Raw genomic sequence first — 22,488 nt, 5'->3', positions numbered from 1 at the left:
CCTGCGGGGGTGCACAGTTAGGCGGGAGTATGGTGCTTGGCACCTCTGTCATTGCGAGGAGAGCAGCGACGTGGCAATCTCATTTTTAGCCTCTTGGTAGGAAGCAAGGGAATGGAGCTTGCTTCTTTTCTGTATACTAGGATTGATCGCTTTAGGATAATCATATAGACGCTTTGGAGGGCATTTTAGTGAAAACTACTGTTACGCTGGCAGACGTTAAAGATGCGCGGGAAGCACTTAGTAAAATTGTACATAATACCCCGTTAGACCGCAGTCATACCTTTAGTGCGATGACTGGTAAAGAAGTATATCTCAAACTGGAGAATCTTCAGAAGACAGGGTCCTTCAAAATTCGCGGGGCATATAATAAAATCCGGTTGTTGACAGATGAGGAGCGGGCGAAGGGTGTGATAGCTGCATCAGCGGGGAATCATGCTCAGGGAGTGGCTTATGCGGCAACTGCTGCCGGTATTAAAGCCACTATTGTTATGCCTGAGGCAGCACCACTGGCCAAGATAATGGCTACTCGCGGCTATGGGGCGGAAGTTGCCCTGGCGGGCAACGTCTATGATGAAGCCTATCAAAGGGCGGTTGAGATTCAAAAAGAGTCGAAGCAGACCTTCATTCATGCATTTAATGATTATGATGTAATTGCCGGTCAAGGAACCATTGGTCTGGAAATACTGGAGGATCTTCCCGATGTGGCGGCAGTTGTGGTGCCGATTGGCGGCGGCGGGCTGATTGCAGGCCTTGCAGCAGCCATTAAAGAGGCTGCTCCTCATGTCAAAGTATATGGAGTCCAGGCTGCAGGCGCACCGGCTATGTATATGTCTAAACAAGCCCATGCTGTTAAAACAACTCCTGATGCGGTAACGATGGCAGATGGAATTGCGGTAAAAGTGCCGGGAGATTTGACGTTTCCCATTATTGATAAATATGTTGATGATATTGTCGTTGTAGACGACGAGGTTACAGCCAGTACGATCCTCATGCTGCTGGAGCGAGCAAAGCTGATGGTTGAAGGGGCTGGGGCAGTGAGCCTGGCTGCTGTACTGCAAAGCCTTGTACCTGTCAGAGGTAAAGTGGTAAGTGTTATTTCCGGCGGTAATATTGATGTTAATTTTATATCACGAATTATTGAACGTGGGCTTGTTAAAGCGGGCCGGAGAATTAAAATCAGCACTCATGTTTTAGACCGCCCCGGCTCGCTGCAGCGTCTACTAGCGGTGATTGCCAAGCTCAATGCTAATGTTATAAATATTTATCATGATCGTATAGAACGCAACGTACCCTTGGGGCAGTCGGTAGTGGAAATCAGCCTGGAAACACGGGATGCAATGCATACGGATGAAATTATAATGGGGTTGAGGCGGGACGGATACCACGTCGAAATGATATAGAGGGACGGCCGCCGATAAGGCACCATCTGCGTTGTTGCCGGTGAATCCGCGATCCTCACCGTACGCCCATGTACGCCTCCGGTCGCGAATCCCCCGGCGCCTAGCAGCTGGAGCCTTCTCGACGGCCTAAGCTTTGTGGCAGGGGAGACGAGGGAAACGGGCTTACTGCCATTAGTGGTGCATGGCTCCCCTGCGGGGTGCACGCAGGACATAGTAGGCAAGAGCAAGACTCTTCAGCCCCCTCTGTCATTGCGAGGAGTGCAGCGACGTGGCAATCTCATCTTTAGCTTCTTGCTTACTGCGTTAGTTATGAATGGCTCCCCTGCGGGGTGCACGCAGGACATAGTAGGCAAGAGCAAGACTCTTCAGCCCCCTCTGTCATTGCGAGGAGTGCAGCGACGTGGCAATCTCATCTTTAGCTTCCTGGCTTACTACGTTAGTTATGAATGGCTCCCCTTTCGGGGTGCACAGCGAAATACGTCTGGGAAATGTTGTGCATTTTTACTTGAGATATGGTGTATTTCTGGCTCTTTCGACAGGATGGAAAAATTTGTACCTGATTATTTTTAAAAAAACAAAGGAAAACAATAGATTATGTCGAAACAAATTGTTTTGTGTATACAAGCTTTGTTAGACAGGAGGTACAGTCATGGCAGATGTCGTTTCGCTTGTTTTGGCGGCAGGTAAAGGCACTCGCATGAAATCGGCGTTGCCCAAGGTGCTTCACCGTGTTGGTGGAAAACCTATGGTGCAGCATGTGCTGGATGCAGCTAAATTTGCCGGAGCAACAAGAAATATTGTGGTAATAGGGTTTGGTGCTGATAGTGTTCGTGATGAAGTAGGCAGTCAGGCCGATTTTGTCGTTCAGACTGAACAGCTTGGTACCGGACATGCCGTAATGCAGGCTAAAGAACTTTTGGCCGGTTACAACGGTACAGTATTGGTGTTGTGTGGTGACACGCCATTACTGGAAGGCCCTATGCTGGGCAAGTTGATTGATGCTCATCGAGAAAAGCAGGCGGTAGCCACTGTGCTTACGGCACATATGCCTGATCCTGCCGGATATGGGAGGGTTATTCGCGACGCTCAGGGGCAAGTCGTGAAAATCGTAGAGCAAAAAGATGCATCGGCTGAAGAATTACTGGTAGCTGAAGTGAATACCGGTATTTATTGCTTTGAAAGTCAGGCGCTGTTTGCTGCACTGTCAGGTATTACTTGTACCAATGCGCAGGGTGAGTATTATTTGACCGACGTAATTGGTCTCTTGGTTAATGAAGGTGCCCGGGTATGGGCTACTGCCGCTGCTGATCATCTTCAAACATTGGGGATTAATTCGCGGGTACAATTGGCGGAAGCAGAAAAAATTCTGCGGCACCGTAAACTAGTCGAGCTAATGGATAACGGCGTTACAATTATGGATACCGCCAGTACTTTTGTAGACAGCGATGTTGTAATTGGTGCAGATACTGTGATTTATCCATTTACCTGGTTAGAAGGGGCGACCACTATTGGACGCAATTGTTCTGTCGGTCCCAATACACGGATTACCGATACAACCATTGGCGACAATGTATACCTCCACTTTACTTATGCTCATGAATGTACGGTCGGTGATGACGTCACGGTGGGACCCTATGTCCACTTGCGCCCCAAAACAGTACTGTCTAAAGGCGTAAAGGTTGGCAACTTTGTTGAAGTTAAAAACACCATCGTCGGCGAAAAAAGTAAAATTCCTCATTTAAGCTATATTGGTGATACCGATATGGGGGCAGGAGTCAACATCGGCTCTGGTACGATCACAGTGAATTATGACGGTAAGAAAAAATTCCGTACAACCATTGAGGATAATGCCTTTATAGGCTGTAACACCAATTTAGTAGCACCGGTAACGGTAGGCAAGGGTGCCTATGTTGCTGCCGGTTCAACGATCACCAAGCATGTGCCGCCCGAATCACTGGGCGTCGCCCGGGCCCGCCAGTCCAATCTTGAAGGCTGGGTCAAACGACAAAAGAAGGAATAGGGAGGCATAATATAATGACATTTGAAGATGGTAAGAAATTAAGAATATTTACCGGCAACGCTCATCCGGCGCTCGCCGAAGAAATAGCAGCTTATTTGGGGCTTAAAGTAGGTAATGCCTTTGTTGGCCGTTTTAATAATGGCGAAGCTCAGGTCATGATTGACGAAAGTGTTCGCGGTAAAGATGTTTTTGTTATCCAACCGACCAGTAATCCTGTAAATGATAACATTATGGAATTGCTTATTATGGTAGATGCTCTTAAACGCGCTTCTGCCCGTCATATAACTGCAGTTATTCCTTATTACGGTTATGCCCGCCAGGATCGCAAGACGCGTGGCCGTGAACCAATCTCGGCAAAACTGGTAGCAGACTTATTAAGTACAGCCGGTGTAACCCGCGTGGTAACGATGGACCTTCATGCCGGACAGATTCAGGGCTTTTTCGATGTTCCCGTAGATCATCTTTTTGGAGTTCCTATCTTGGCTGAATATATTGTTTCGAAGAAAATAGAAGATATTATTGTTGTTTCACCAGACTTAGGCGGGGTAACCCGGGCTAGACAATTAGCCGACAGACTGGAAGCACCAATTGCTATTATTGAGAAGCGCCGTCCGCAGCCTGGTGTGGCGGAAGTTATGAATTTGATTGGCAGCGTGGAAGGCAAAACCGCTATTTTAATAGATGATATTGTTGATACTGCCGGTTCACTGGTAGAAGGTGCCAAGGCTCTTGAACGTTTTGGCGCTAAGCAAGTATTTGCCTGCTGTACGCATGCCGTGCTCAGCAATCCCGCTATTGAGCGCATTGAAAAATCCAATATTACTGAACTTATTATAACGAATACCATTCCTGTACCGCCTGAAAAGCGTACTCCAAAAATTAAGCTGCTTTCTGTAGCTCCGCTGTTTGGTGAGGCTATTATCAGGATTTATACGGATGTCTCCGTAAGCAAACTCTTCGACGATTAAGAGAGACGGCCGCCGATAAGGCCCCATCTGCGTTGTTGTCGCTGCGGGCGTTCGCTTGCCGTACCGCCGCTGTACTGTCTTCGCTCACGTCCTCGCTCCGCCTAGCAGCTGGAGCCTTCTCGACGGCCTGAGCTTGGCGGCAGGGGGAGACGGGGACGGAGAACGAAACCTCTGGCGTCTGGTGTGATAGGCTCCCCTGCCGGGGTGCACGGGTTACACTTCGACAGGCTCGACTGTCATTGCGAGGAGTGCAGCGACGTGGCAATCTCCTCTTTTGCTTCTTATTTTATGCCCTTTGCGGCTGCTGCTTAGTCCGGTAGGGCTTAGCAGCAGCTTTTTTGCATATGCTAGTGTATACTATACTCATGGATATGCTCTTTTATGGAGGGTAGTCTGATGCATGTTACCCGTACAGTTGAAGCTAATATTAAAGCAATTGCCGCATTGTTTACGGTGTGTTTTTATGACAGCGTTATTCATCATTGTGGCAAGCTGCCCAAGCCTCAAGCGATGGAAGATGTTTTTACACTTGTGTTCCGGGCCGAACCCGCGGCAGCGCTGGTAGCGAAAGATGAGAAAGGCACGATAATCGGATACTGTTTTGCACCGACAAAGCTTTCAACGTTGTGGCGGCTGGCAATTACCGGCGGTCATGTGTTTAAATGGACCTGGCGCTGGCTTAGCGGGCAATATGGGTTCGGCTTTCACCCGGTTACTGTTATCATGCTCAACAAAGTGGCTTTTTTACGATCCAGCCTGACACCTGCTAAAGCGGCGGATGCCCGTATTTTATCGATTGCCGTTCACCCTGACGCACGCGGCCAGGGAGTGGCACAGGCTTTATTGGCTGAAGCTCTTAGCTATTTTCAGTCCAGCCAGGTAAAACGGGTGCGTTTGGAAGTGCGTCCTGATAACCTGGCGGCTGTTCGGGTCTATGAAAAGTGCGGATTTTATCATGAAGGTAAAACGACTGATTCACAAGGAGACTGGCTTATCATGTATAGAGAAATGGAGCAACGCTAATGGGAGATCTTAGCCTGCGGCTTATTACTATGTTAGGTTTGCTTACTGCTTTGGTCATTACGGGCTTAGTACTTGATTATCTGCATATTTTGCGGCGTCCTATGCGGATCGGTTTTTGGGGCGCGATTATTGGCATTGTGCTTGGCTCTATTTTGACTTACAATGCCCTGCTGCCGGACAATCATTTCTATGGCAAGGTTTTTACGGGCATAAAAACAGACCAAAAAATAGTGGCTCTTACTTTTGATGATGGACCTTATCCACCTTATACGAATCAGATTCTGGATATTTTACGGGAATACCAAGTGCCGGCAACTTTTTTTGTCATTGGACAAAACGCCGAAAACCATCCGGAGCTTGTGCAGCAAATAGCTGCTGACGGTCATCAATTAGGCAATCATACCTATCAGCATGTTGATTTGTTGACGGTAGGACGGAAAAAAAGCGAAGAGGAAATAGATCGCACCAATCGCATTGTAGAGGATTTAACCGGCATTAAAATGACGGTTATCCGTCCGCCTCATGGATTTCGCGATCCCTTAGTCATGGAGGTCATGGCTGAGAAGAAGCTGGAAGTGGTCGAATGGTCGGTTATGGCCCGCGATTGGACAAATCCCGGAGTGGATACGATTGTGAACCGTGTGGTTAGTAAAGTACAAAACGGCTCCATTATTTTGTTGCATGACGGGGATGGCATTGCATCAAAAGCTTCAAGGGCTCAGACGGTGGAGGCAACCCGGAATATTATTATTGCATTGGCTGCTAAGGGATATAAGTTTGTTACTGTGAATGACATCGTCAATAAACAGGAGGATTAAATGAAGATTATTGTCGGCCTGGGGAATCCGGGCAGAGAATATAGTGCTACTAGGCATAATGCCGGATTTCTGGTTGTGGATGAACTGGCGCGGCGCTGGAATTGTCAGAACTGGAAGAATAAAAGTAATGCTCAGGTAGCTGAATTTCGTGGCGCTGAGCAGGTATTGCTTGTCAAGCCACAGACCTATATGAATTTAAGCGGTACTTCAGTTGGTGAATTGGCGCGGTGGTATAAAGTTGATAGCGAAGATATCGTTGTTATTTTTGACGATCTTGATTTACCGGTGGGCCGCTTGCGGCTTCGGATGAAAGGTGGATCAGGCGGACATCGCGGGATCGAATCCTTGCTCACTCATTTAAGTAAAGATACGTTTGCCCGCGTACGCTTAGGTATCGGCCGCCCGCCCGAGGGCTGGGAAGTTGCCGATTATGTGCTTAGCCGCTTTACTACGGAGGAAGAACCGCTGGTGGAGCAAGCGATTGCCAAAGCAGCTGATGCAGTAGAGAGTATTATAAAAGTGGGCCTTACTAAAACAATGAATCTATTTAACAAGTAAGGCTGTTCCTAAGGATGTGAATAAATGTTAACAGCTCTATATGCCGACTTACAAGGCGAAATATATGATGCTCCGGGATACCGGGCCGTAGGTAAAATAGGCGAAACTATTGTAAATTTGAATCCCGAGGATATGATACCGCTGCCTGAAGGGGCCGAACTAATGTATTTGCCGGGCAGGACCGCACTTATGGAGAAAAAAGGAAAGACCGAGCCGTTGGCCTCTTCACTGTTGGCGGTGGCCGCTATGCTGCCTGTAGGCTATACCCGTACTCATCTTCCCGCTTTCGAGAAACATATGGACGCACCGCTGCTGCCGCTTTTTGGCTACACCGCTGCTGCACTTTATAAAGACCAGATCGTGGTGGCTGCTGTACCGACTAGTGATAATGCAAAATGGCATCCTAATAAGTATAATACACCGGCCTTAGCCAAAAAAATTGATCAGGTAAAACGTGATTTAGGTTCAAACCGTCTTGTTGAGCATTTGGCGAACTGTTCGCTTACCTGGCATTGCTGTACGGCTCAGAATCTGTTTTATCGTCGATGGGAGTGCGGCATTCCAACCTCGCCTGCTTGTAATGCCAACTGTCTGGGCTGTATATCTCTTCAGCCGGCAGAATGCTGTCCTTCTCCGCAGAGCCGTATTGTTTTTACGCCAACGGCGGAAGAAATTGCAGAGCTTGGAATATACCATTTGGATCATGCTCCTGAACCGATTATCAGCTTCGGGCAAGGCTGTGAAGGAGAGCCTTCACTGGCAGCTCCGGCCATTGCGTCTGGAATAAAACAAATCAGAGCTGTGACTAACAAGGGAATTATCAATATAAATACGAATGCTGGTTATACTGAGGGAATCAGGCAAATTGTTGATGCCGGGCTGAACAGCATGCGCGTGAGTATTATCAGTGCCATCCCTGAAACCTATCAGGCTTATTACCGTACCGGTTACAGCCTGGATGATGTGCGCAGCTCTATTCTCTACGCTAAGGAGAATGGTGTATATGTATCGCTGAATATGCTGCTATTTCCCGGACTCAACGACCGCCCCGAAGAAATTGCCGCGTGGACCGAGTTTATTGACAGCACAGGTATTGATATGATTCAGCTCCGTAATTTAAATTTGGATCCTGACTGGTTATTGTCCGTTATGCCTGCTGCCCGGGAGGCTCCACTGGGAGTGCGCCCTTTCCTTGAGCATCTGGCAAAAACATTTCCCAAGGTAGACCTTGGCAGTTTTACTGTATATCAAAATAGGGAAGGAAAATAATGCGTTGCTGTTGCAAAAGCCTGTCCCTATATGGTATAATTACCTGGCAAAAGTTAAGTGGCAAAAAGTGAGGTGCAAGATACATGAAAGAAAAGATTCATCCTAATTACGGTGAAGCCAAAGTAACCTGCGGCTGTGGTAATAGCTTCATGACGGGTTCTGTTAAAAAAGAACTGCGCATTGATGTTTGCTCCAAATGTCATCCGTTCTTTACTGGTCAACAACGTGCTGCTAAAGCCCGCGGCCGGATTGAACAATTCAATAAGCGCTACGGCCAAGAAGGCTAATTGGGCAGCAGAGCAGAGATGCTCTGCTGTATTTGTATACAGCTTCAGATTATGTTGATATAAGGGGGAGAGAAGCCGTGGAGCCAAAAAAGAAAGTATTTGTTGGCGGCCAAGCCGTTATTGAAGGCGTCATGATGCGTGGACCCGGCTATATCGCCACCGCCGTCCGCGAACCCTCAGGGAATATTACAGTAAAAAAAGAAGAGCTAAAGTCTATCTCTGATACCTACCCGATATTGAAAAAACCGATGATACGCGGTGTCATTGCACTTGCCGAGTCTCTAATTTACGGAATGAAAGCCTTATCTTTTTCGGCCCAGGCGGCTGGTGAAGAAGGGGAAGAGTTGTCAAATAAGGAAATTGCAATGACCATGCTGTTTTCACTGGTTATGGCTATTGGCTTGTTTGTGATTATTCCTACCTATGCAGCTAAGTTTTTGCACAGTACGACCGACGATGCCCGTATTTTAAATACGCTTGAAGGTATTTTGCGGTTAGTCATATTCCTAGCATATATTGCTGCTATTTCCATGATGAAGGATATTCAACGTGTTTTTCAATATCATGGTGCCGAACATAAAACAATTCATGCCTATGAAGCCGGCCTGCCTTTGACTGTGGAAAATATACGAGCTATGTCCACACTTCATCCCCGGTGCGGTACTAACTTTATGTTAATAGTTATGTTAGTCAGCATAGTTGTCTTTGCTTTTTTAGGATGGCCTGACCTGTGGCTGAGAATTGTATCCCGTATTGTCTTATTGCCGTTAATTGCCGGTGTTTCCTATGAAATTATCCGCTTTGCCGGACGGAGTGAGCTGCGCTGGGTAGCCTGTGCTATTACACCAGGCTTGTGGCTGCAGAAAATGACTACTCGTGAACCTAGTGATGATCAGATTGAAGTTGCCATTATGGCATTGGAAGCTGTTAAACCTGAAAATATATAAGCATTGGCTGACGGGAATCCCGCTTTGCGTAGACGCTGTGAGGGTTCCCGGCTGCCCGCATGAGGTGACTGTACGTGCTTGACAAACTGCAAGCTTTAGAAGACAAGTATTTAGAACTTGAACAATTAATTAGTGATCCCGATATTATTGCCAATCAGAATGAATGGCAAAAACTTACGCGGGCTCACTCTAAACTAACTGGTATTGTCGCTGCCTATCGAGAATATAAGGAAGTACGCCAGGGCATTGAGGATGCGCTGGAAATGTTAAAAGACAAGCTTGATGATGATTTCCATGATATGGTGCAGCTTGAACTCAATGAGTTAAAAACAAAAGCAGTACAGCTGGAAGCGGATCTGCATATTCTTCTATTGCCGAAAGACCCGAATGATGACAAGAATGTCATTGTGGAAATTCGCGGCGGAGCAGGCGGAGATGAGGCGGCATTATTTGCCGGTGACTTGTTTCGCATGTATACCCGGTATGCCGAAAATCAAGGCTGGAGAACAGAATTGCTTGATGCAAATGCTCCTGATTTGGGCGGCTTTAAAGAAGTTGTTTTTTCCATTCAAGGTGATGGCGCCTATTCGAAACTGAAATTTGAAAGCGGCGTTCATCGTGTGCAGCGCGTTCCTGCAACTGAAGCGAGCGGGCGTATTCATACTTCTACTGTAACCGTAGCTGTTTTGCCGGAAGCCGAGGATGTCGATATTGAAGTCAACAATAATGACCTAAGAATTGATACCTATTGTGCAAGCGGCGCCGGCGGTCAGCATGTTAACAAAACCGAATCGGCAGTGCGTATTACCCATCTGCCCAGCGGTATTGTAGTACAATGCCAGGATGAAAAATCACAGCTCAAAAATCGTGATAAGGCGATGCGTGTACTACGAGCCAAACTACTGGAAGCTGCAGAGCAAAAGCAGCATGCAGAAACGGCACAGAATCGAAAAAGTCAGGTTGGAACAGGCGATCGAAGCGAACGTATTCGAACTTATAACTTTCCCCAAGGGCGGGTTACCGACCATCGCATCGGTCTTACGCTGCACAAACTGGATTTCGTTTTAAATGGCGATCTTGATGAACTGATTAATGGTCTTATTACTGCCGCGCAAAGTGAGCGTCTGAAAGAAGCTGAGTCTGAATAATCATGAGTGAAAAAAAAGAACAGTGGACAGTTGGCAGTATTTTAAAATGGACGGGGCAGTATTTCTGTGAAAAAGGCGTGGAAAGTCCCCGCCTTGACGCGGAAGTGCTGCTTTCCCATATACTGGGGAAAGACCGGCTTTATTTGTACGTCCATTTTGACCGACCCCTTGATGAGCAGGAGCTGACGGAATACCGGAAGCTGGTCAAACTCAGGGCACAGCGTACTCCGGTAGCTTATATTATCGGCTACAAGGAATTTATGGGTCTAAGCTTTGCTGTTACGCCTGACGTACTCATCCCTCGTCCTGATACGGAAGTCCTTGTAGAAGCGGTGCTGGAGCGGCTGAGGGAAAAGGATGAACCCAATATTTTGGATATAGGTACAGGCAGTGGCGCGATTATCATCAGCTTGTTAGCTCATTTGCCGCAAGCCAGCGGGGTGGGGATCGATGTGTCGTCTCCGGCACTGGCTGTAACCGGGCAAAATGCGGTTACTCACCAGGTAAGTGATCGGCTGCAACTGCTGGCAGGAGATGTTTTTCGGCCATTATCCGGCCAACGCTTTGATGCGATTGTTTCCAATCCTCCTTATATCCCGGATAAGGATATCGCAGGGCTCGCGCCGGAGGTTCATCGTGAACCTTATGGAGCACTTGCGGGAGGTCAAGATGGTCTGAATTTTTATCGCCGCATGATAAGTGAGGCCCCAGGGTATGTTAATTCAGGCGGTTTTGTAGCATTCGAGGTAGGGATAGAGCAGGCGGAAGCTGTGGCTGCGCTCGCCAGGGACGGCGGCGTATTTACAGTTGAAGCCATCATCAAAGACTATGGCGGCATTGAGCGTGTACTAGTACTCAGGGCGCCTTGAAGCTTATTTCAGGAGGCACTATGTCGATAGAAACACAGTATTTTCAAGTAGACAGGCACAAGCCGGATAAGGAAATATTGACGCAGGCTGCCCGCATTCTGGTCAGCGGCGGTTTAGTAGCGTTTCCTACGGAAACCGTTTATGGGCTTGGCGCTAATGGTCTGGAGCCTCAAGCGGTAGCGGGTATTTTCCGGGCTAAAGGACGACCGTCCGATAATCCGCTTATTTTACATATTGCTGAGGCAAGCGAAGTTTTGCAGTTGGTAAGGACAATACCAGCCAATGCAAGGGCATTGATGGAACGATACTGGCCAGGTCCGCTTACCCTGGTACTGGAAAGAAAGCCGATTGTACCGGACCAGGTGACAGGCGGCTTGGATACAGTTGCTGTTCGCCTGCCTGATTCCGTTATTGCCCGCGAACTAATCCGCTTGACAGGATTGCCGATTGCTGCTCCCAGTGCTAATCTTTCCGGTCGGCCAAGTCCTACCACCGCCGAGGCTGTGGCAGCGGATTTATCAGGCCGAATTGAGGCAATCGTTGACGGAGGCCCGTGCGATGTTGGTGTGGAATCGACGATTATCGACTGTACAACACCTGTTCCCACGCTGCTTCGACCTGGCGGGATAACGCTGGAAATGTTGATGGATACGCTCGGAGAAGTCGAAATTGATCCTGCCCTTAGCCGGGATGATTTAATTCCGAAAGCCCCAGGCATGAAATACAGACATTATGCCCCATCAGCTCCAATGGTCCTGTTGGAGGGCGAAGAGGTTAATGTTGCTGCCGCCTTGATCGAAAAAGTACGACAGGCTGTCTTGGAGGGCAAGCGGGTTGGTGCGGTGGTTTCCGCAGAGACCGCTGCGCTTTTGCCTACTGAAATTCAATTTGCCGTATATGGGCATCGTCGTAATGCAGGTGAAATTGCTAATCATTTATATAATGTATTGCTTTCTTTTGACCACAATCCGGTTGATGTTATTTATGCAGAAGGGATCAGTGAAAGTGGCTTAGGCTTAGCGGTAATGAATCGGTTGCGCAAAGCAGCCGGATATAAAATTCTGCAGGTTTAAGTTTCTCTTTCGATTATTAATAATTTCATACTACCACCCCTCTCTTTTTCATATACATTATCGAAACGGAGGTGGCGGATATTGAGTACCCTTGAGCTATTCGTGCTTAGTGCAGCCTTAGGAACCGATTTATTCTCAGTGGCGGTGCCGATTGGCATGAATCCCGTCAGGCTGCGGGTGATTCTGCGCTCAGCAATTGTTTTTGCCTTGTTTCACATTATTATGATTCTCGCAGGCTATCATGCCGGACATTGGCTGGGACATATGGTGGAACATGTTGGCACTTATCATATTGACTGGCAGGTAGCTGCAGTACAAGACTGGGCGAGTGCCTTAGGAGCGTTGGTTTTAGCCGGACTCGGTGTGCATATGATAAAGGAAAACTTAACCTGTAATGAAGCAGATGGTGCGTGCGGGCACCCATTAAAAGGATTTACCTTCGTTATGCTGGCAGCCAGCGTGAGCATAGATGCTTTAGCAGCCGGTTTTAGCCTGGGGATGCTGGATGTAGACTTACTGAAGCTAAGTTTTATTCTGGGCTCTGTTATTTTTGTTATTGCAATTGCCGGATTAATTGTCGGACGGCGCGTCAGCCATTGTTTTGGCTCACGGGCAGAACTGATAGGCGGTTTTGTGTTGATGGGGCTAGGTGCCCATTTGCTCTGGACAGCGCTATTTTAAGGATTTTAGAGTTCGGGCTTTATTATTAAAGAGGGCGAACCTATCGTATAGTTAAGTTCGCTGACGTGCTTATTGGTACTGACTGAGCTTATTTCTGCTTAACAGTACATATTTTTGTTAAAATAATTAGGACATACTAAAGAGAGGTTGATAAAATGCTGCACATCCTTGTAGTCTGCACGGGTAATACATGCCGCAGTCCGATGGCCGAAGCCTTGCTTACCGCAAAAGTGAAAAAGGCCGGTAAAGCTGATCAAATTAAAATATTGTCGGCAGGGCTAGCCGGCGATGGGGCATTTCCTGCCTCATATGGTGCGATGATGGCGATGTCCACGAGAAATATTGATATCTCAGCTCATTGCTCCCGCCAGTTACTGCCTGATTATATTGAGATGGCAGACCTTGTTTTGACGATGACCGGTTCGCATAAACGAGCTATTCTTAAGCTGGTGCCTGCATCGGCAGGAAGAGTTTATACATTAGCTGAGTTTGCCGGATATGCGGGAGATGTGGACGACCCTTTTGGTGGAGATACGGAAGTTTATCGTCAATGTGCTGAACAGCTTGAAAAATTGATTGATACAGCGTGGGAAAAAATCCTCCTATTAGCAGGAGATAGCTGATAAAAGTCGAAACCAATGTCGAATATGCAAAGGGAGGGTTCTTTGTGGCAATTGCTATCGGAAGTGATCATGGCGGCTTTCGCCTTAAGGAAGAGATCATTGCTTTTTTTACAGAACAAGGCATAGCTTATCATGATTTTGGCACCTACTCTACTGATTCCGTAGACTATCCTTGTATTTCGCAAGGTGTAGCCACTGCTGTGGCCGCCGGGGAATACGAGCGGGGAATTATTATATGTGGGACAGGTATTGGCGTGAGTATTGCAGCCAATAAGGTAAAGGGAATCCGGGCAGCTTTATGCCATGATGTTTTTTCTGCTCAAATGTCGCGCGAGCATAATGATGCCAATATCTTGACCCTAGGTGAACGGGTAATTGGTCCTGGCCTGGCGCTGGCTATTGTGCAAAAGTGGCTCTCCAGTGAATTTGCCGGTGGAAGGCATGCCAACCGGGTCAAGCTTATCAGTGAAATGGAATAAGGCAATCTAGATTGCCTAAGTAGGTGATGGTATGGATACCCTTGATTTAATCCAAATTAGCAGCCAGACACGGGCGGCAGTATCGGAATTAATTACTGCTGCTGCTTTACAGCCAGGCCAGCTTTTGGTTGTAGGCTGCAGTACCAGCGAAGTGAAGGGCGCAAAAATTGGTTCCGGTGGCTCGGAAGCAGTGGCTGAGGTGTTATTTGATGTTTTAACAGAGGTATGTGCCGCTCATCAACTTCGGCTTGCCATACAATGCTGCGAGCATTTAAATCGTGCATTGGTAGTTGAGCGCCAAACAAGCATTGAGTACCGTTTAGAGCCGGTGACCGTTATTCCTGTTCCAAAGGCCGGAGGGGCATTGGCTGCCAGAGCTATGCAGCAGTTTACTGATGCTGTGGTTGTTGAGGAAATTGCAGCTCATGCCGGACTGGATATAGGTAATACGTTGATAGGAATGCATTTGAAAAAAGTTGCTGTCCCTGTGCGCTTGACACAGAATTATATTGGTCAAGCTTGTTTGACTGCCGCCCGTACCCGTCCGAAATTAATCGGCGGTAATCGTGCAGTATACGAATGATGTAGGTCTTACATAAGGAAGGAGAGAAAAAAGTGAGCATAATAGCCGCATTTGATCCGGAAGTGGCACAGGCCATTGCCTTAGAAAAAGGTCGCCAGCAAAATAAGCTTGAATTGATTGCCTCAGAGAATTTTGTCAGTAAAGCTGTTATGGAAGCTCAGGGGTCGGTATTAACTAATAAATATGCCGAAGGATATCCTGGAAACCGCTATTATGGCGGCTGCGAGTATGTTGATATAGTGGAACGCCTGGCAATTGAAAGAGCGAAGACGATCTTCGGTACCGATCATGCAAATGTTCAGCCTCACTCAGGTGCACAGGCAAACACTGCTGTTTATTTCGCCTTGCTTCAGCCTGGTGATACTATTATGGGCATGAATTTGTCCCATGGTGGTCATTTGACTCATGGCAGCCCTGTAAATATTTCAGGTAAATATTTCAATATTATTGCTTACGGCGTAGATGAAAAAAACCAGCGGATTGACTATGATGAAGTACGGGCAATTGCACTGGACAAGCGGCCTAAGATGCTTGTTGCCGGCGCCAGTGCTTATCCACGGATCATAGACTTTGAAAAAATGGCGGCCATTGCTCATGAAGCAGGGGCACTATTTATGGTAGATATGGCCCATATTGCTGGTTTGGTTGCTGCTGGACTTCATCCCAGCCCGGTTCCTTATGCTGACGTCGTTACTACTACTACTCATAAAACGCTGCGCGGACCCAGAGGCGGTCTTATTTTGTGCAAGGATGAATATGCTAAAGCAATTGATAAGGCGATTTTTCCTGGAATTCAGGGAGGCCCGCTGATGCATATTATTGCGGCTAAGGCAGTAGCGCTTAAAGAAGCTATGAGTGAAGAATTCAAGCTTTACCAAGAGCAGATTATCAAGAATGCCAAAACGCTTGCCGGTAAATTATTAGGTGAAGAATTTACGCTCGTGTCAGGCGGTACGGATAATCATCTTCTGCTGATTGATGTGCGGGGACAACACTTGACAGGTAAAGAAGCTGAGAAGATCTTAGACGAAGTTGGCGTTACTGTTAATAAGAACACCATTCCTTTTGATACTGCCAGCCCTTTTGTTACAAGCGGTGTTCGCATCGGTACTCCGGCTGTTACCTCTCGTGGTATGAAAGAAGCGGAAATGCTTATCATTGGTGAAATTATATCGCTCGTTCTTAAGAATCCGCATGATGCTGAGGCTAAAGCCAGAGCAGTTTCGCTTGTTGAAGAATTAAGTCAGCGGTTTCCTCTATACGCGGACTAGTACCTTGTCAGGTCTAAAACGGTAGGATAATGGCGAGGCTATTTCCTGCAAACAGACCGTCAGTATTCACTGGATTAGATCTGACGAGGTACTAGTGTCTTGGCAAAGTTGTGAATTAGAATTAGACAGTGTAGAATTTATTGCAATGCAAGGCGGAGGAGTCCGCGCAAATCGGGAATATGTAAGGCGACGACAACGCAACAGTGCGAAAAAAGATACGCTGGCTAAGCTAAGATTTAACTTGGTCAAGACACTAGGGTACTTATTTAATAAAATATGGGAGTGGAATAGCATGCAAGTAAAAGTAATTAATCATCCTCTGATCCAACATAAATTGACTTTGATTCGGGATAAAAACACTGGTCCGAAAGAATTCCGCGAACTGCTTGAAGAAGTAGCAATGCTGATGGGCTATGAGTTAACTCGTGACCTGCCGTTAGAAGAAATTGAAATCGAAACTCCTGTAACGAAATGCACCTGCAAAACGTTGTCAGGTAAAAAAATTGGTATTGTGCCAATTTTGCGGGCCGGGCTGGGAATGGTGAGCGGTTTTCTGCGTCTTATTCCTGCCGCTAAAGTTGGTCATGTAGGCGTTTACCGTGATCCCCAGACCTTAAAACCGGTTGAATACTATTGCAAGCTTCCGACTGACGTGGCAGAACGGGATTTTGTTGTTATCGATCCAATGCTTGCTACTGGCGGATCTTCTGTAGCAGCAATTTCGCTGCTCAAACAAAAAGGCGCCAAAAATATAAAACTTATGTGCCTCGTAGCCGCACCGGAGGGCATTCATCTTGTTAATGAACAGCATCCGGATGTCGAGGTTTATACCGCTTCCGTTGATGAGCGTTTGAACGACCATGGCTATATTGTGCCGGGGTTGGGGGATGCGGGCGACCGTATCTTCGGAACGAAGTAAGGACGGCCGCCGATAAGGCCCCATCTGCGTTGCTGCGGCCTGCGGAGCTCGCTTGCCGTACCCCGCTGTCTGTCTTCGCTCGCTTCCTCGGCCGCGCCTAGCAGCTGGAGCATTCTCGACGGCCTAAGCTTGTCGGCAAGGGAAGACGAGGGACCGGACCTCTGGCGTTGGAGTGTGATAAGCTCCCCCTTCGGGGTGCACAATAGGTTCAGCCCAATTGTCATTGCTAGGAGCATAGCGACGTGGCAATCTCATCTTTAGCTTCTTAGCTTGTGGGCAGGGGTGACGGGGCCACTGGTGTTTGTTGGGTGTGATAAGCTCCCTTATAGGGTGCACAATAGGAATAGCAAAAAGCCTGTCGCTTTTATGGCGACAGGCTTTTTTTCGTTTACTTGAGGTAAGAATTTGGCTGCGATGGCCTGTTGACTCAAGGGGACGGTTCTTGTGAGTCGAAGAATGGGGGACGGTGGTATTGTCTTTCAGAAAAGCTAAAGGACAACGGGGCTGTCGCAAACGTTAGTGCGTGCGACAGCCCCGTGTTTTATGGTTACTTTAGCAGGAATTTGGCGGCGATGGCTTGGTAGCCTATTGCTGCTCCGATTAGCTGCTCAACTTCGATGTTTTCATCTACTACATGGGCACCGTCTTCGCGGCCGGGGCCGAAGCCGATGGTGGGGATATGATGTACACCGGCGGAGGTGCTGCCATTTGTGCAGAAACTGTATTTGGTAAGAGCCGGATCAAGTCCGGTTTGACGCAATGCCGCTAATGAACCGTCGACTAACGGGTGCGTTTCTTCCAGTACCCAGGCAGGGAAGAAGCGGCTGCCGCTGAGGACTGCGCCGGTATAGCATTCCTGACTGGCTGATACAATTTCCGCCTCAGCTGCGAAGGAGGGGTCCCCGGCTGTTAACTCAGCAATCGCCTGACGGATAGGAGCAAGCACAGTATCTTCTGCTTCACCTACCAGCGTACGGCGGTCAAAGGTAATGCGGCAGCGGTGAGGTACGACCGAAGCACCAGGGTAAGGAGTAGAAATAATATCAGTTAATTCAAGAATACCGTCGCCTAAGAAGCTGTCATGGGAGACTGGCAGATTGCGGATTTTTTCTATCAGCTGCATCATCATGTAAACGGCGTTCTTTCCTACAGCTGGATTAGAAGAGTGAGCTGCTTTTCCAAGCGTTGTTACCGCTATTTCAGCTCTTCCGCGCTGCCCTCTTTTTAAGCTTAGGCCGGAAGCTTCGCCGATGACAACACAATCAGGCTGTACTGCCTCGATAACCTTGCCTAAAGCAATTCCTTCAAATGTTTCTTCGCAAACGGTGCCGGAAATAAATATAGAGCCTGCCAAGGTGTTTTTTGCGGCAATTAAGGGTGCAAGACCCTGGACCATAGCGCCGATAGCGCACTTCATGTCTGTGGCACCCCGCCCGTAAAGGTGACCGTCCCGCAGTTCACCGGCAAAGGGGGCTACGGACCATTTATCCTCATCACTTACTTCTACGGTATCAATATGTCCATCGAACAAAATACGGGGGCCAGGCAGCGCTCCCTTAATTTCGCCGATTACATTGCCAACAGCGTCAATCCATACCCGGTCAAAACCTAAACCAAGCATGGTATCTTTTAGCAGACTTGCAACACCTTTTTCCTGCCCCGTATAACTAGGGGTTTGAATCAGCTGTTGACAAAGGAGGACAAGAGCTTGTTCATCAATCGATGTTACAGGTGCCTTAAGACGGTTTGTACTCATTCGTTGTAGTCCCTCTCTTTACTCATATTATGGACTAATCTGTTACTGACCTTTGCGGAGTACCTGACCAGATAAAGCACCGGTTTCCAGGCCGTTAGCCACAGCGGCTGTGCCATTAACCCATACATAGGAAAATCCGGTGGGGTGCTGGCAGGAGTCGGTATAAGTTGCTACATCTCTGACGGTTTCTGCATTAAATAAAACAAGATCCGCTTTCATTCCCGGGCGGATGATACCCCGGTCATAAATGCCTAATTGAGCAGCAGGTCTTGATGTCATGCGGGCGACAGCCTGTTCAAGGCTGATTGCTCCATCTTCCCGCACATATTTCTGCAGAATTCTTGCGGTTGATCCGTAAGCACGGGGATGCGGTTTTCCACCTAGCAATCCGTCTGTACCCAGCATACCCAGGGGATGCTGAAGAATGGTAACAACATCATCTTCATGAAGACTGAAATTCACCATAGAGACTTGTAGTTCCTCTTCCAACAGCAAATCAAAAATGACTTCTTGTGGTGAAATATCCTTGTGGCAGGCAATATCAAAGATAGTTTTCCCTTCCCATTTCTTATTAGGACCGTCATTGACACCGGTAATTAGAATACGGTCCCAGCCAGCTGCAGTGTTAATGTTTTCCCAGCCTGGCAGACCGGTCACCATTTCTTTGGCAAGGAGGGTGCGCATTTCTTTGTCTTTTAAACGTTCCAGAAAGCTTTCGGGGCCTCCGGCATGGGCGTGAGCAGGTACAAGGATACTGAGCATTGTGCTGCCTGCCGGGTAGGGATATTGATCAAAGCCTACATCCAAACCATTGTTTCTGGCTTCATCGAATAGGGCAAGGACCTCGGCTGCTGTACCCCAGTTTTCTTTACCAATGACTTTAAGATGGGAAATATGTGGCTTTACGCCAGTCTTATAACCAATATCAAAAATTTCCTGAATCGACTCCTTGATTAATCCCCGTTCATTACGGACATGGACAACAAAGAGTCCGCCAGCTGCGGCTGTAGCTTCACCCAGAATGTGAAGCTCATCATCAGAGGCAAAAACACAGGGGGGGTAAATCAAGCCTGTCGATAAGCCGAAGGCACCTTCGGTAAAAGACTGCCTTGCGAGTTCTGCCATTTGGATTAGCTCCTGTTCGGTGGCGGCCCGCTCCTCCAGACCGACAGTCACAACCCTTAAAGGGCCATGACTCAGCAGAGAAGCAACATTAGTAGCTGTTCCAATTGCTTCTATGCGCGCTAAGTAATCGGCAAAGGATCGCCAGGTCCAATCAATCGCCGGATCGCCCTGGAGGCCGGAAAGATACTTGCGGTATTCATCGATATGTTCCGGTACCATAGGTGCTACACCTAAGCCATCCTGACTAATCAGCTCAGTTGTAATCCCCTGTCTGATTTTAGCCGATGCCTCGGGATTGACTAGCTGGGACAAATCAGAATGAGAGTGCATATCAAAAAAACCGGGTGCTAAAGTAAGTCCTTCAGCATCGATGATTTCATCATAATCAGTATCACTGTTTATTCGGCCAATCTCACTGATGGTATCGTCCTTTACGGCAACGTCGGCAATATACCAGGGATTGCCCGTTCCATCGACAATACGGGCATTACGGATGAGAAAACTAGCCATGATAACCCTCCTGGGATTGACTGAGAGCAGGCATACGTAAAGCATTGAAGCGGCAGCGGCTGACACACAGGCTGCAGCCAAAGCATTTGTCGCCATCTATCTGCAATTGACCGCTTCTGGAGATAGCACCGTATACGCAGCTTGCTTCGCAGGCACCGCACATCTTGCATTTCTTTTGCTCAACTTCAGGAACTGCGGGAGTAAAATTGGCTTCCCATTCTTTCATCTTGCGAATAGTGAGCCCTTTAATATCCTCAATAGAAGCATAACCCTGCGAATCAAGAAATTGGTTAAGCTCACTAACAATTTTGCCGTATACATTTGGTCCTCGCAAAATACCCTCTGTGCAGACCTGGACGGCAGAGGCACCGGCCATCAACATCTCGGCTGCATCGCGGCCGTTTGTTACGCCGCCAACGCCTAAAATAGGGATCTTTACGACACTGGCAGCATCATAAATACAGCGAATGGCTAATGGTTTGATTGCAGCACCGGACAGCCAGCCGTAACCGCTCTTACTGCCCATTAAAGGCAATCCGCTGTCAAGATCAATACTCATGCAGGGGCCGAAAGAGTTAATCATAACAAGTCCGTCGGCACCGGCTGCTTCCATGGCTAGTGCAATTTCCTGAATGTTAGGATGTGGGCTCATTTTCATAAAGACCGGCACATCAACCGCTTTTTTGGCGGCAGTTAGTGCATTAATGATGGGAGAAAGGTCTTTGCCTATATAATGGGTGGATAATTCAAGGGCATCGGCGTAGGGTTTAACCAGCGGTGCCAGTTCGGCAATTTGTTCGGCTGTATATCCTAAGCCAATAATAAGAGGCAGTCCTGTATCCTTGGCCAGTTTGTATTCGGTTTCCAGCCATTGTTCTTTTGATAGTTCCGACCACAGCTCAGTATTTAAAAAGCCGCCTTTTACTTCAGCCATACATGGTCTGGGTACAGCAGCCGGTTCTACAGAGATGGTTTTCGTAACGATTGCGCCTGCTCCACCCGCTGCTGCTGCCTGACACATAGCTCCGTCTTTTGAGGTAGGGCCGGCGGCAGGCATAATCGGGTTGGAAAAGGGAATGCCACAAATGGTAGTGCTTACATTTGCCATAATAAAAATTCTCCTATTCATGCTAATAAAATACGCTCTAAAGTGAACAACCGTTCACTTTAGAGCGCCTTTGCTCAAACGTTATAGCACCATCAAGGTGAAATAAACAATAGTCAAATTATAGCCGATTTGAGGGTAATTGTCTAGATATTATCAAATTATGTCGAATGACAGAGTACCGGTTTAGTCTATTTCCAGTACCCTTCATGGACAGCAACAATTTCGTCTTCCAGCTCAGGGAAAGGGCCAACGACTGTGATTTGCTTCTGCCCTTTGCGGAATACTTCCCGGCAGGGAAGATTAAAGGTGGGGTTTTGCTCATTATCGCCGGTTAAAGTCAGCAGCCTTTCTTCACTAATCCCATATACAACCTTTCCCACGTTGCCCCAGTAAATAGCACCGGAACACATGGCACAAGGCTCGGCGGTCGTATACAGTGTACAATTCCAGAGAAAAGATTTGCTATAGCGCTGAGAGGCTGCTTCCATTAAAGTGGTTTCGGCATGGCCAGTGCAGTTGGACTGAGTGATTTCGATATTCTCTTGCTCTAATATAACCGTACCTTCTGAATCAACCAAGATAGCGCCAAAAGGCGTATTGCCATGCTCCCGTGATTTTTTTGATACAGAAATGGCTTGTCGTAAGTAATCAATAGCAGATTGATGTGGCATGATTCTATCTCCCTTCGGTAATAACAAAATTCATACTTTTTAGGAGCATTCTAACAAGCTGTGGCGAATTCCTGCGTGTTATTTTTCAGACATTTGTCTAAGCGTTACAAAAAACATCTTTACCCCCTAGACAAATGTTTTGTAATGAAATACAATGAAATTACAAAATTATAAAATGAGCAATGGCGCTCTGCATTCACTTGGTGAAGCAGGGCGTTTTTATCTTTTTTAGAAAGTTACACTTTCTAAATTGCGAAATAAGAATGACATACGCTTCTGCCTGCGTCTTAAAACTTGGCACAAGCTAAGTCTTTTCTAATTTTTCCCGGAAGATGAAAACGAATAAGCTCTGTTAAAGGAGAATGGACATGAACTTAGAATC

22 protein-coding genes are annotated in these 22,488 nt (G+C 47.5%); 18 read left to right on the top strand and 4 right to left on the bottom strand.

Annotated features, from left to right (window positions below):
• Positions 1 to 188 precede the first annotated feature (188 nt).
• The 18 genes from ilvA (at position 189) to upp (ending at position 16,936) form a co-directional block, all read left to right on the top strand.
• Entirely contained in the window at positions 189 to 1,400 is a 1,212-nt protein-coding gene (ilvA, locus tag RTR76_RS09460) for a threonine ammonia-lyase (RefSeq protein WP_312519721.1), read from the top strand.
• 649 nt (positions 1,401 to 2,049) lie between these two features.
• Positions 2,050 to 3,420 (top strand): bifunctional UDP-N-acetylglucosamine diphosphorylase/glucosamine-1-phosphate N-acetyltransferase GlmU, encoded by a 1,371-nt coding sequence (gene glmU / locus RTR76_RS09455; RefSeq protein ID WP_312519718.1) that lies wholly within the window; start codon positions 2,050 to 2,052, stop codon positions 3,418 to 3,420.
• 14 nt (positions 3,421 to 3,434) lie between these two features.
• The gene (locus RTR76_RS09450) at positions 3,435 to 4,388 is read left to right on the top strand and encodes a ribose-phosphate pyrophosphokinase (protein ID WP_312519714.1); all 954 of its coding nucleotides are present in this window, start codon (positions 3,435 to 3,437) and stop codon (positions 4,386 to 4,388) included.
• Between the two features lie 396 nt (positions 4,389 to 4,784).
• A complete protein-coding gene (locus tag RTR76_RS09445; RefSeq protein ID WP_312519711.1) occupies positions 4,785 to 5,411 on the top strand; it encodes a GNAT family N-acetyltransferase in 627 nt (208 codons plus the stop codon).
• Entirely contained in the window at positions 5,411 to 6,229 is an 819-nt protein-coding gene (locus tag RTR76_RS09440) for a polysaccharide deacetylase family protein (protein ID WP_312519708.1), read from the top strand. The genes RTR76_RS09445 and RTR76_RS09440 overlap by 1 nt, the downstream gene beginning before the upstream one ends.
• Positions 6,230 to 6,787 (top strand): aminoacyl-tRNA hydrolase, encoded by a 558-nt coding sequence (pth, locus tag RTR76_RS09435; RefSeq protein WP_312519704.1) that lies wholly within the window; start codon positions 6,230 to 6,232, stop codon positions 6,785 to 6,787.
• 24 nt (positions 6,788 to 6,811) lie between these two features.
• Positions 6,812 to 8,056: a radical SAM protein gene (locus RTR76_RS09430; RefSeq protein WP_312519702.1), complete on the top strand. Its 1,245-nt coding sequence runs from the start codon at positions 6,812 to 6,814 to the stop codon at positions 8,054 to 8,056.
• An 83-nt stretch (positions 8,057 to 8,139) separates the two neighbouring features.
• Positions 8,140 to 8,343, top strand: coding sequence for a 50S ribosomal protein L31 (gene rpmE, locus RTR76_RS09425; RefSeq protein ID WP_132083159.1), 204 nt, complete (start codon positions 8,140 to 8,142; stop codon positions 8,341 to 8,343).
• 131 nt (positions 8,344 to 8,474) lie between these two features.
• Complete coding sequence (locus RTR76_RS09420; RefSeq protein WP_312519970.1) at positions 8,475 to 9,290, top strand: DUF1385 domain-containing protein; 816 nt, start codon at positions 8,475 to 8,477, stop codon at positions 9,288 to 9,290.
• Between the two features lie 74 nt (positions 9,291 to 9,364).
• Complete coding sequence (prfA, locus tag RTR76_RS09415) at positions 9,365 to 10,438, top strand: peptide chain release factor 1 (protein ID WP_312519699.1); 1,074 nt, start codon at positions 9,365 to 9,367, stop codon at positions 10,436 to 10,438.
• A gap of 2 nt (positions 10,439 to 10,440) precedes the next feature.
• Positions 10,441 to 11,307: a peptide chain release factor N(5)-glutamine methyltransferase gene (gene prmC, locus RTR76_RS09410; protein WP_312519697.1), complete on the top strand. Its 867-nt coding sequence runs from the start codon at positions 10,441 to 10,443 to the stop codon at positions 11,305 to 11,307.
• A gap of 26 nt (positions 11,308 to 11,333) precedes the next feature.
• Entirely contained in the window at positions 11,334 to 12,380 is a 1,047-nt protein-coding gene (locus RTR76_RS09405) for an L-threonylcarbamoyladenylate synthase (RefSeq protein ID WP_312519968.1), read from the top strand.
• Between the two features lie 81 nt (positions 12,381 to 12,461).
• Positions 12,462 to 13,061: a manganese efflux pump MntP family protein gene (locus RTR76_RS09400; RefSeq protein ID WP_312519695.1), complete on the top strand. Its 600-nt coding sequence runs from the start codon at positions 12,462 to 12,464 to the stop codon at positions 13,059 to 13,061.
• A gap of 155 nt (positions 13,062 to 13,216) precedes the next feature.
• Complete coding sequence (locus tag RTR76_RS09395) at positions 13,217 to 13,684, top strand: low molecular weight protein arginine phosphatase (RefSeq protein WP_312519692.1); 468 nt, start codon at positions 13,217 to 13,219, stop codon at positions 13,682 to 13,684.
• Positions 13,685 to 13,728: 44 nt separating this feature from the next.
• Positions 13,729 to 14,163: a ribose 5-phosphate isomerase B gene (gene rpiB / locus RTR76_RS09390; RefSeq protein WP_312519689.1), complete on the top strand. Its 435-nt coding sequence runs from the start codon at positions 13,729 to 13,731 to the stop codon at positions 14,161 to 14,163.
• A gap of 31 nt (positions 14,164 to 14,194) precedes the next feature.
• Positions 14,195 to 14,746, top strand: a complete 552-nt coding sequence (locus tag RTR76_RS09385; RefSeq protein WP_312519686.1) for a TIGR01440 family protein — start codon at positions 14,195 to 14,197, stop codon at positions 14,744 to 14,746.
• Between the two features lie 32 nt (positions 14,747 to 14,778).
• Entirely contained in the window at positions 14,779 to 16,017 is a 1,239-nt protein-coding gene (gene glyA / locus RTR76_RS09380) for a serine hydroxymethyltransferase (RefSeq protein WP_312519683.1), read from the top strand.
• A gap of 292 nt (positions 16,018 to 16,309) precedes the next feature.
• The gene (gene upp / locus RTR76_RS09375; RefSeq protein ID WP_132083167.1) at positions 16,310 to 16,936 is read left to right on the top strand and encodes a uracil phosphoribosyltransferase; all 627 of its coding nucleotides are present in this window, start codon (positions 16,310 to 16,312) and stop codon (positions 16,934 to 16,936) included.
• 547 nt (positions 16,937 to 17,483) lie between these two features.
• Here upp and RTR76_RS09370 read toward each other — a convergent pair.
• The 4 genes from RTR76_RS09370 to RTR76_RS09355 form a co-directional block, all read right to left on the bottom strand.
• Positions 17,484 to 18,692, bottom strand: a complete 1,209-nt coding sequence (locus RTR76_RS09370; protein ID WP_312519681.1) for a YgeY family selenium metabolism-linked hydrolase — start codon at positions 18,690 to 18,692, stop codon at positions 17,484 to 17,486.
• Positions 18,693 to 18,734: 42 nt separating this feature from the next.
• On the bottom strand, positions 18,735 to 20,327 hold the full coding sequence (locus RTR76_RS09365) for a D-aminoacylase (RefSeq protein WP_312519678.1): 1,593 nt from the start codon (positions 20,325 to 20,327) through the stop codon (positions 18,735 to 18,737).
• On the bottom strand, positions 20,320 to 21,435 hold the full coding sequence (locus RTR76_RS09360) for a 4Fe-4S binding protein (protein ID WP_312519675.1): 1,116 nt from the start codon (positions 21,433 to 21,435) through the stop codon (positions 20,320 to 20,322). Before RTR76_RS09360 ends, RTR76_RS09365 begins: the two co-directional genes overlap by 8 nt.
• Positions 21,436 to 21,623: 188 nt before the next feature.
• Complete coding sequence (locus RTR76_RS09355; protein WP_312519672.1) at positions 21,624 to 22,106, bottom strand: nucleoside deaminase; 483 nt, start codon at positions 22,104 to 22,106, stop codon at positions 21,624 to 21,626.
• Positions 22,107 to 22,488 lie beyond the last annotated feature (382 nt).

The organism is Anaerospora sp. (assembly GCF_032013335.1).
Classification (GTDB): Bacteria; Bacillota; Negativicutes; order Sporomusales; family DSM-15969; genus Anaerospora.
This window is presented reverse-complemented; position numbering and strand designations above follow the sequence as displayed.

What these genes read in the sequence shown, in the direction of transcription:
- glmU (WP_312519718.1), top strand. Translation starts at nt 2,050, where the DNA reads ATGGCAGATGTCGTTTCGCTTGTTTTGGCGGCAGGTAAAGGCACTCGC.
- RTR76_RS09450 (WP_312519714.1), top strand. Translation starts at nt 3,435, where the DNA reads ATGACATTTGAAGATGGTAAGAAATTAAGAATATTTACCGGCAACGCT.
- RTR76_RS09445 (WP_312519711.1), top strand. Translation starts at nt 4,785, where the DNA reads ATGCATGTTACCCGTACAGTTGAAGCTAATATTAAAGCAATTGCCGCA.
- RTR76_RS09440 (WP_312519708.1), top strand. Translation starts at nt 5,411, where the DNA reads ATGGGAGATCTTAGCCTGCGGCTTATTACTATGTTAGGTTTGCTTACT.
- pth (WP_312519704.1), top strand. Translation starts at nt 6,230, where the DNA reads ATGAAGATTATTGTCGGCCTGGGGAATCCGGGCAGAGAATATAGTGCT.
- RTR76_RS09430 (WP_312519702.1), top strand. Translation starts at nt 6,812, where the DNA reads ATGTTAACAGCTCTATATGCCGACTTACAAGGCGAAATATATGATGCT.
- rpmE (WP_132083159.1), top strand. Translation starts at nt 8,140, where the DNA reads ATGAAAGAAAAGATTCATCCTAATTACGGTGAAGCCAAAGTAACCTGC.
- RTR76_RS09420 (WP_312519970.1), top strand. Translation starts at nt 8,475, where the DNA reads ATGATGCGTGGACCCGGCTATATCGCCACCGCCGTCCGCGAACCCTCA.
- prmC (WP_312519697.1), top strand. Translation starts at nt 10,441, where the DNA reads ATGAGTGAAAAAAAAGAACAGTGGACAGTTGGCAGTATTTTAAAATGG.
- RTR76_RS09395 (WP_312519692.1), top strand. Translation starts at nt 13,217, where the DNA reads ATGCTGCACATCCTTGTAGTCTGCACGGGTAATACATGCCGCAGTCCG.
- RTR76_RS09385 (WP_312519686.1), top strand. Translation starts at nt 14,195, where the DNA reads ATGGATACCCTTGATTTAATCCAAATTAGCAGCCAGACACGGGCGGCA.
- upp (WP_132083167.1), top strand. Translation starts at nt 16,310, where the DNA reads ATGCAAGTAAAAGTAATTAATCATCCTCTGATCCAACATAAATTGACT.
- RTR76_RS09370 (WP_312519681.1), bottom strand. Translation starts at nt 18,692, where the DNA reads ATGAGTACAAACCGTCTTAAGGCACCTGTAACATCGATTGATGAACAA.
- RTR76_RS09365 (WP_312519678.1), bottom strand. Translation starts at nt 20,327, where the DNA reads ATGGCTAGTTTTCTCATCCGTAATGCCCGTATTGTCGATGGAACGGGC.
- RTR76_RS09360 (WP_312519675.1), bottom strand. Translation starts at nt 21,435, where the DNA reads ATGGCAAATGTAAGCACTACCATTTGTGGCATTCCCTTTTCCAACCCG.
- RTR76_RS09355 (WP_312519672.1), bottom strand. Translation starts at nt 22,106, where the DNA reads ATGCCACATCAATCTGCTATTGATTACTTACGACAAGCCATTTCTGTA.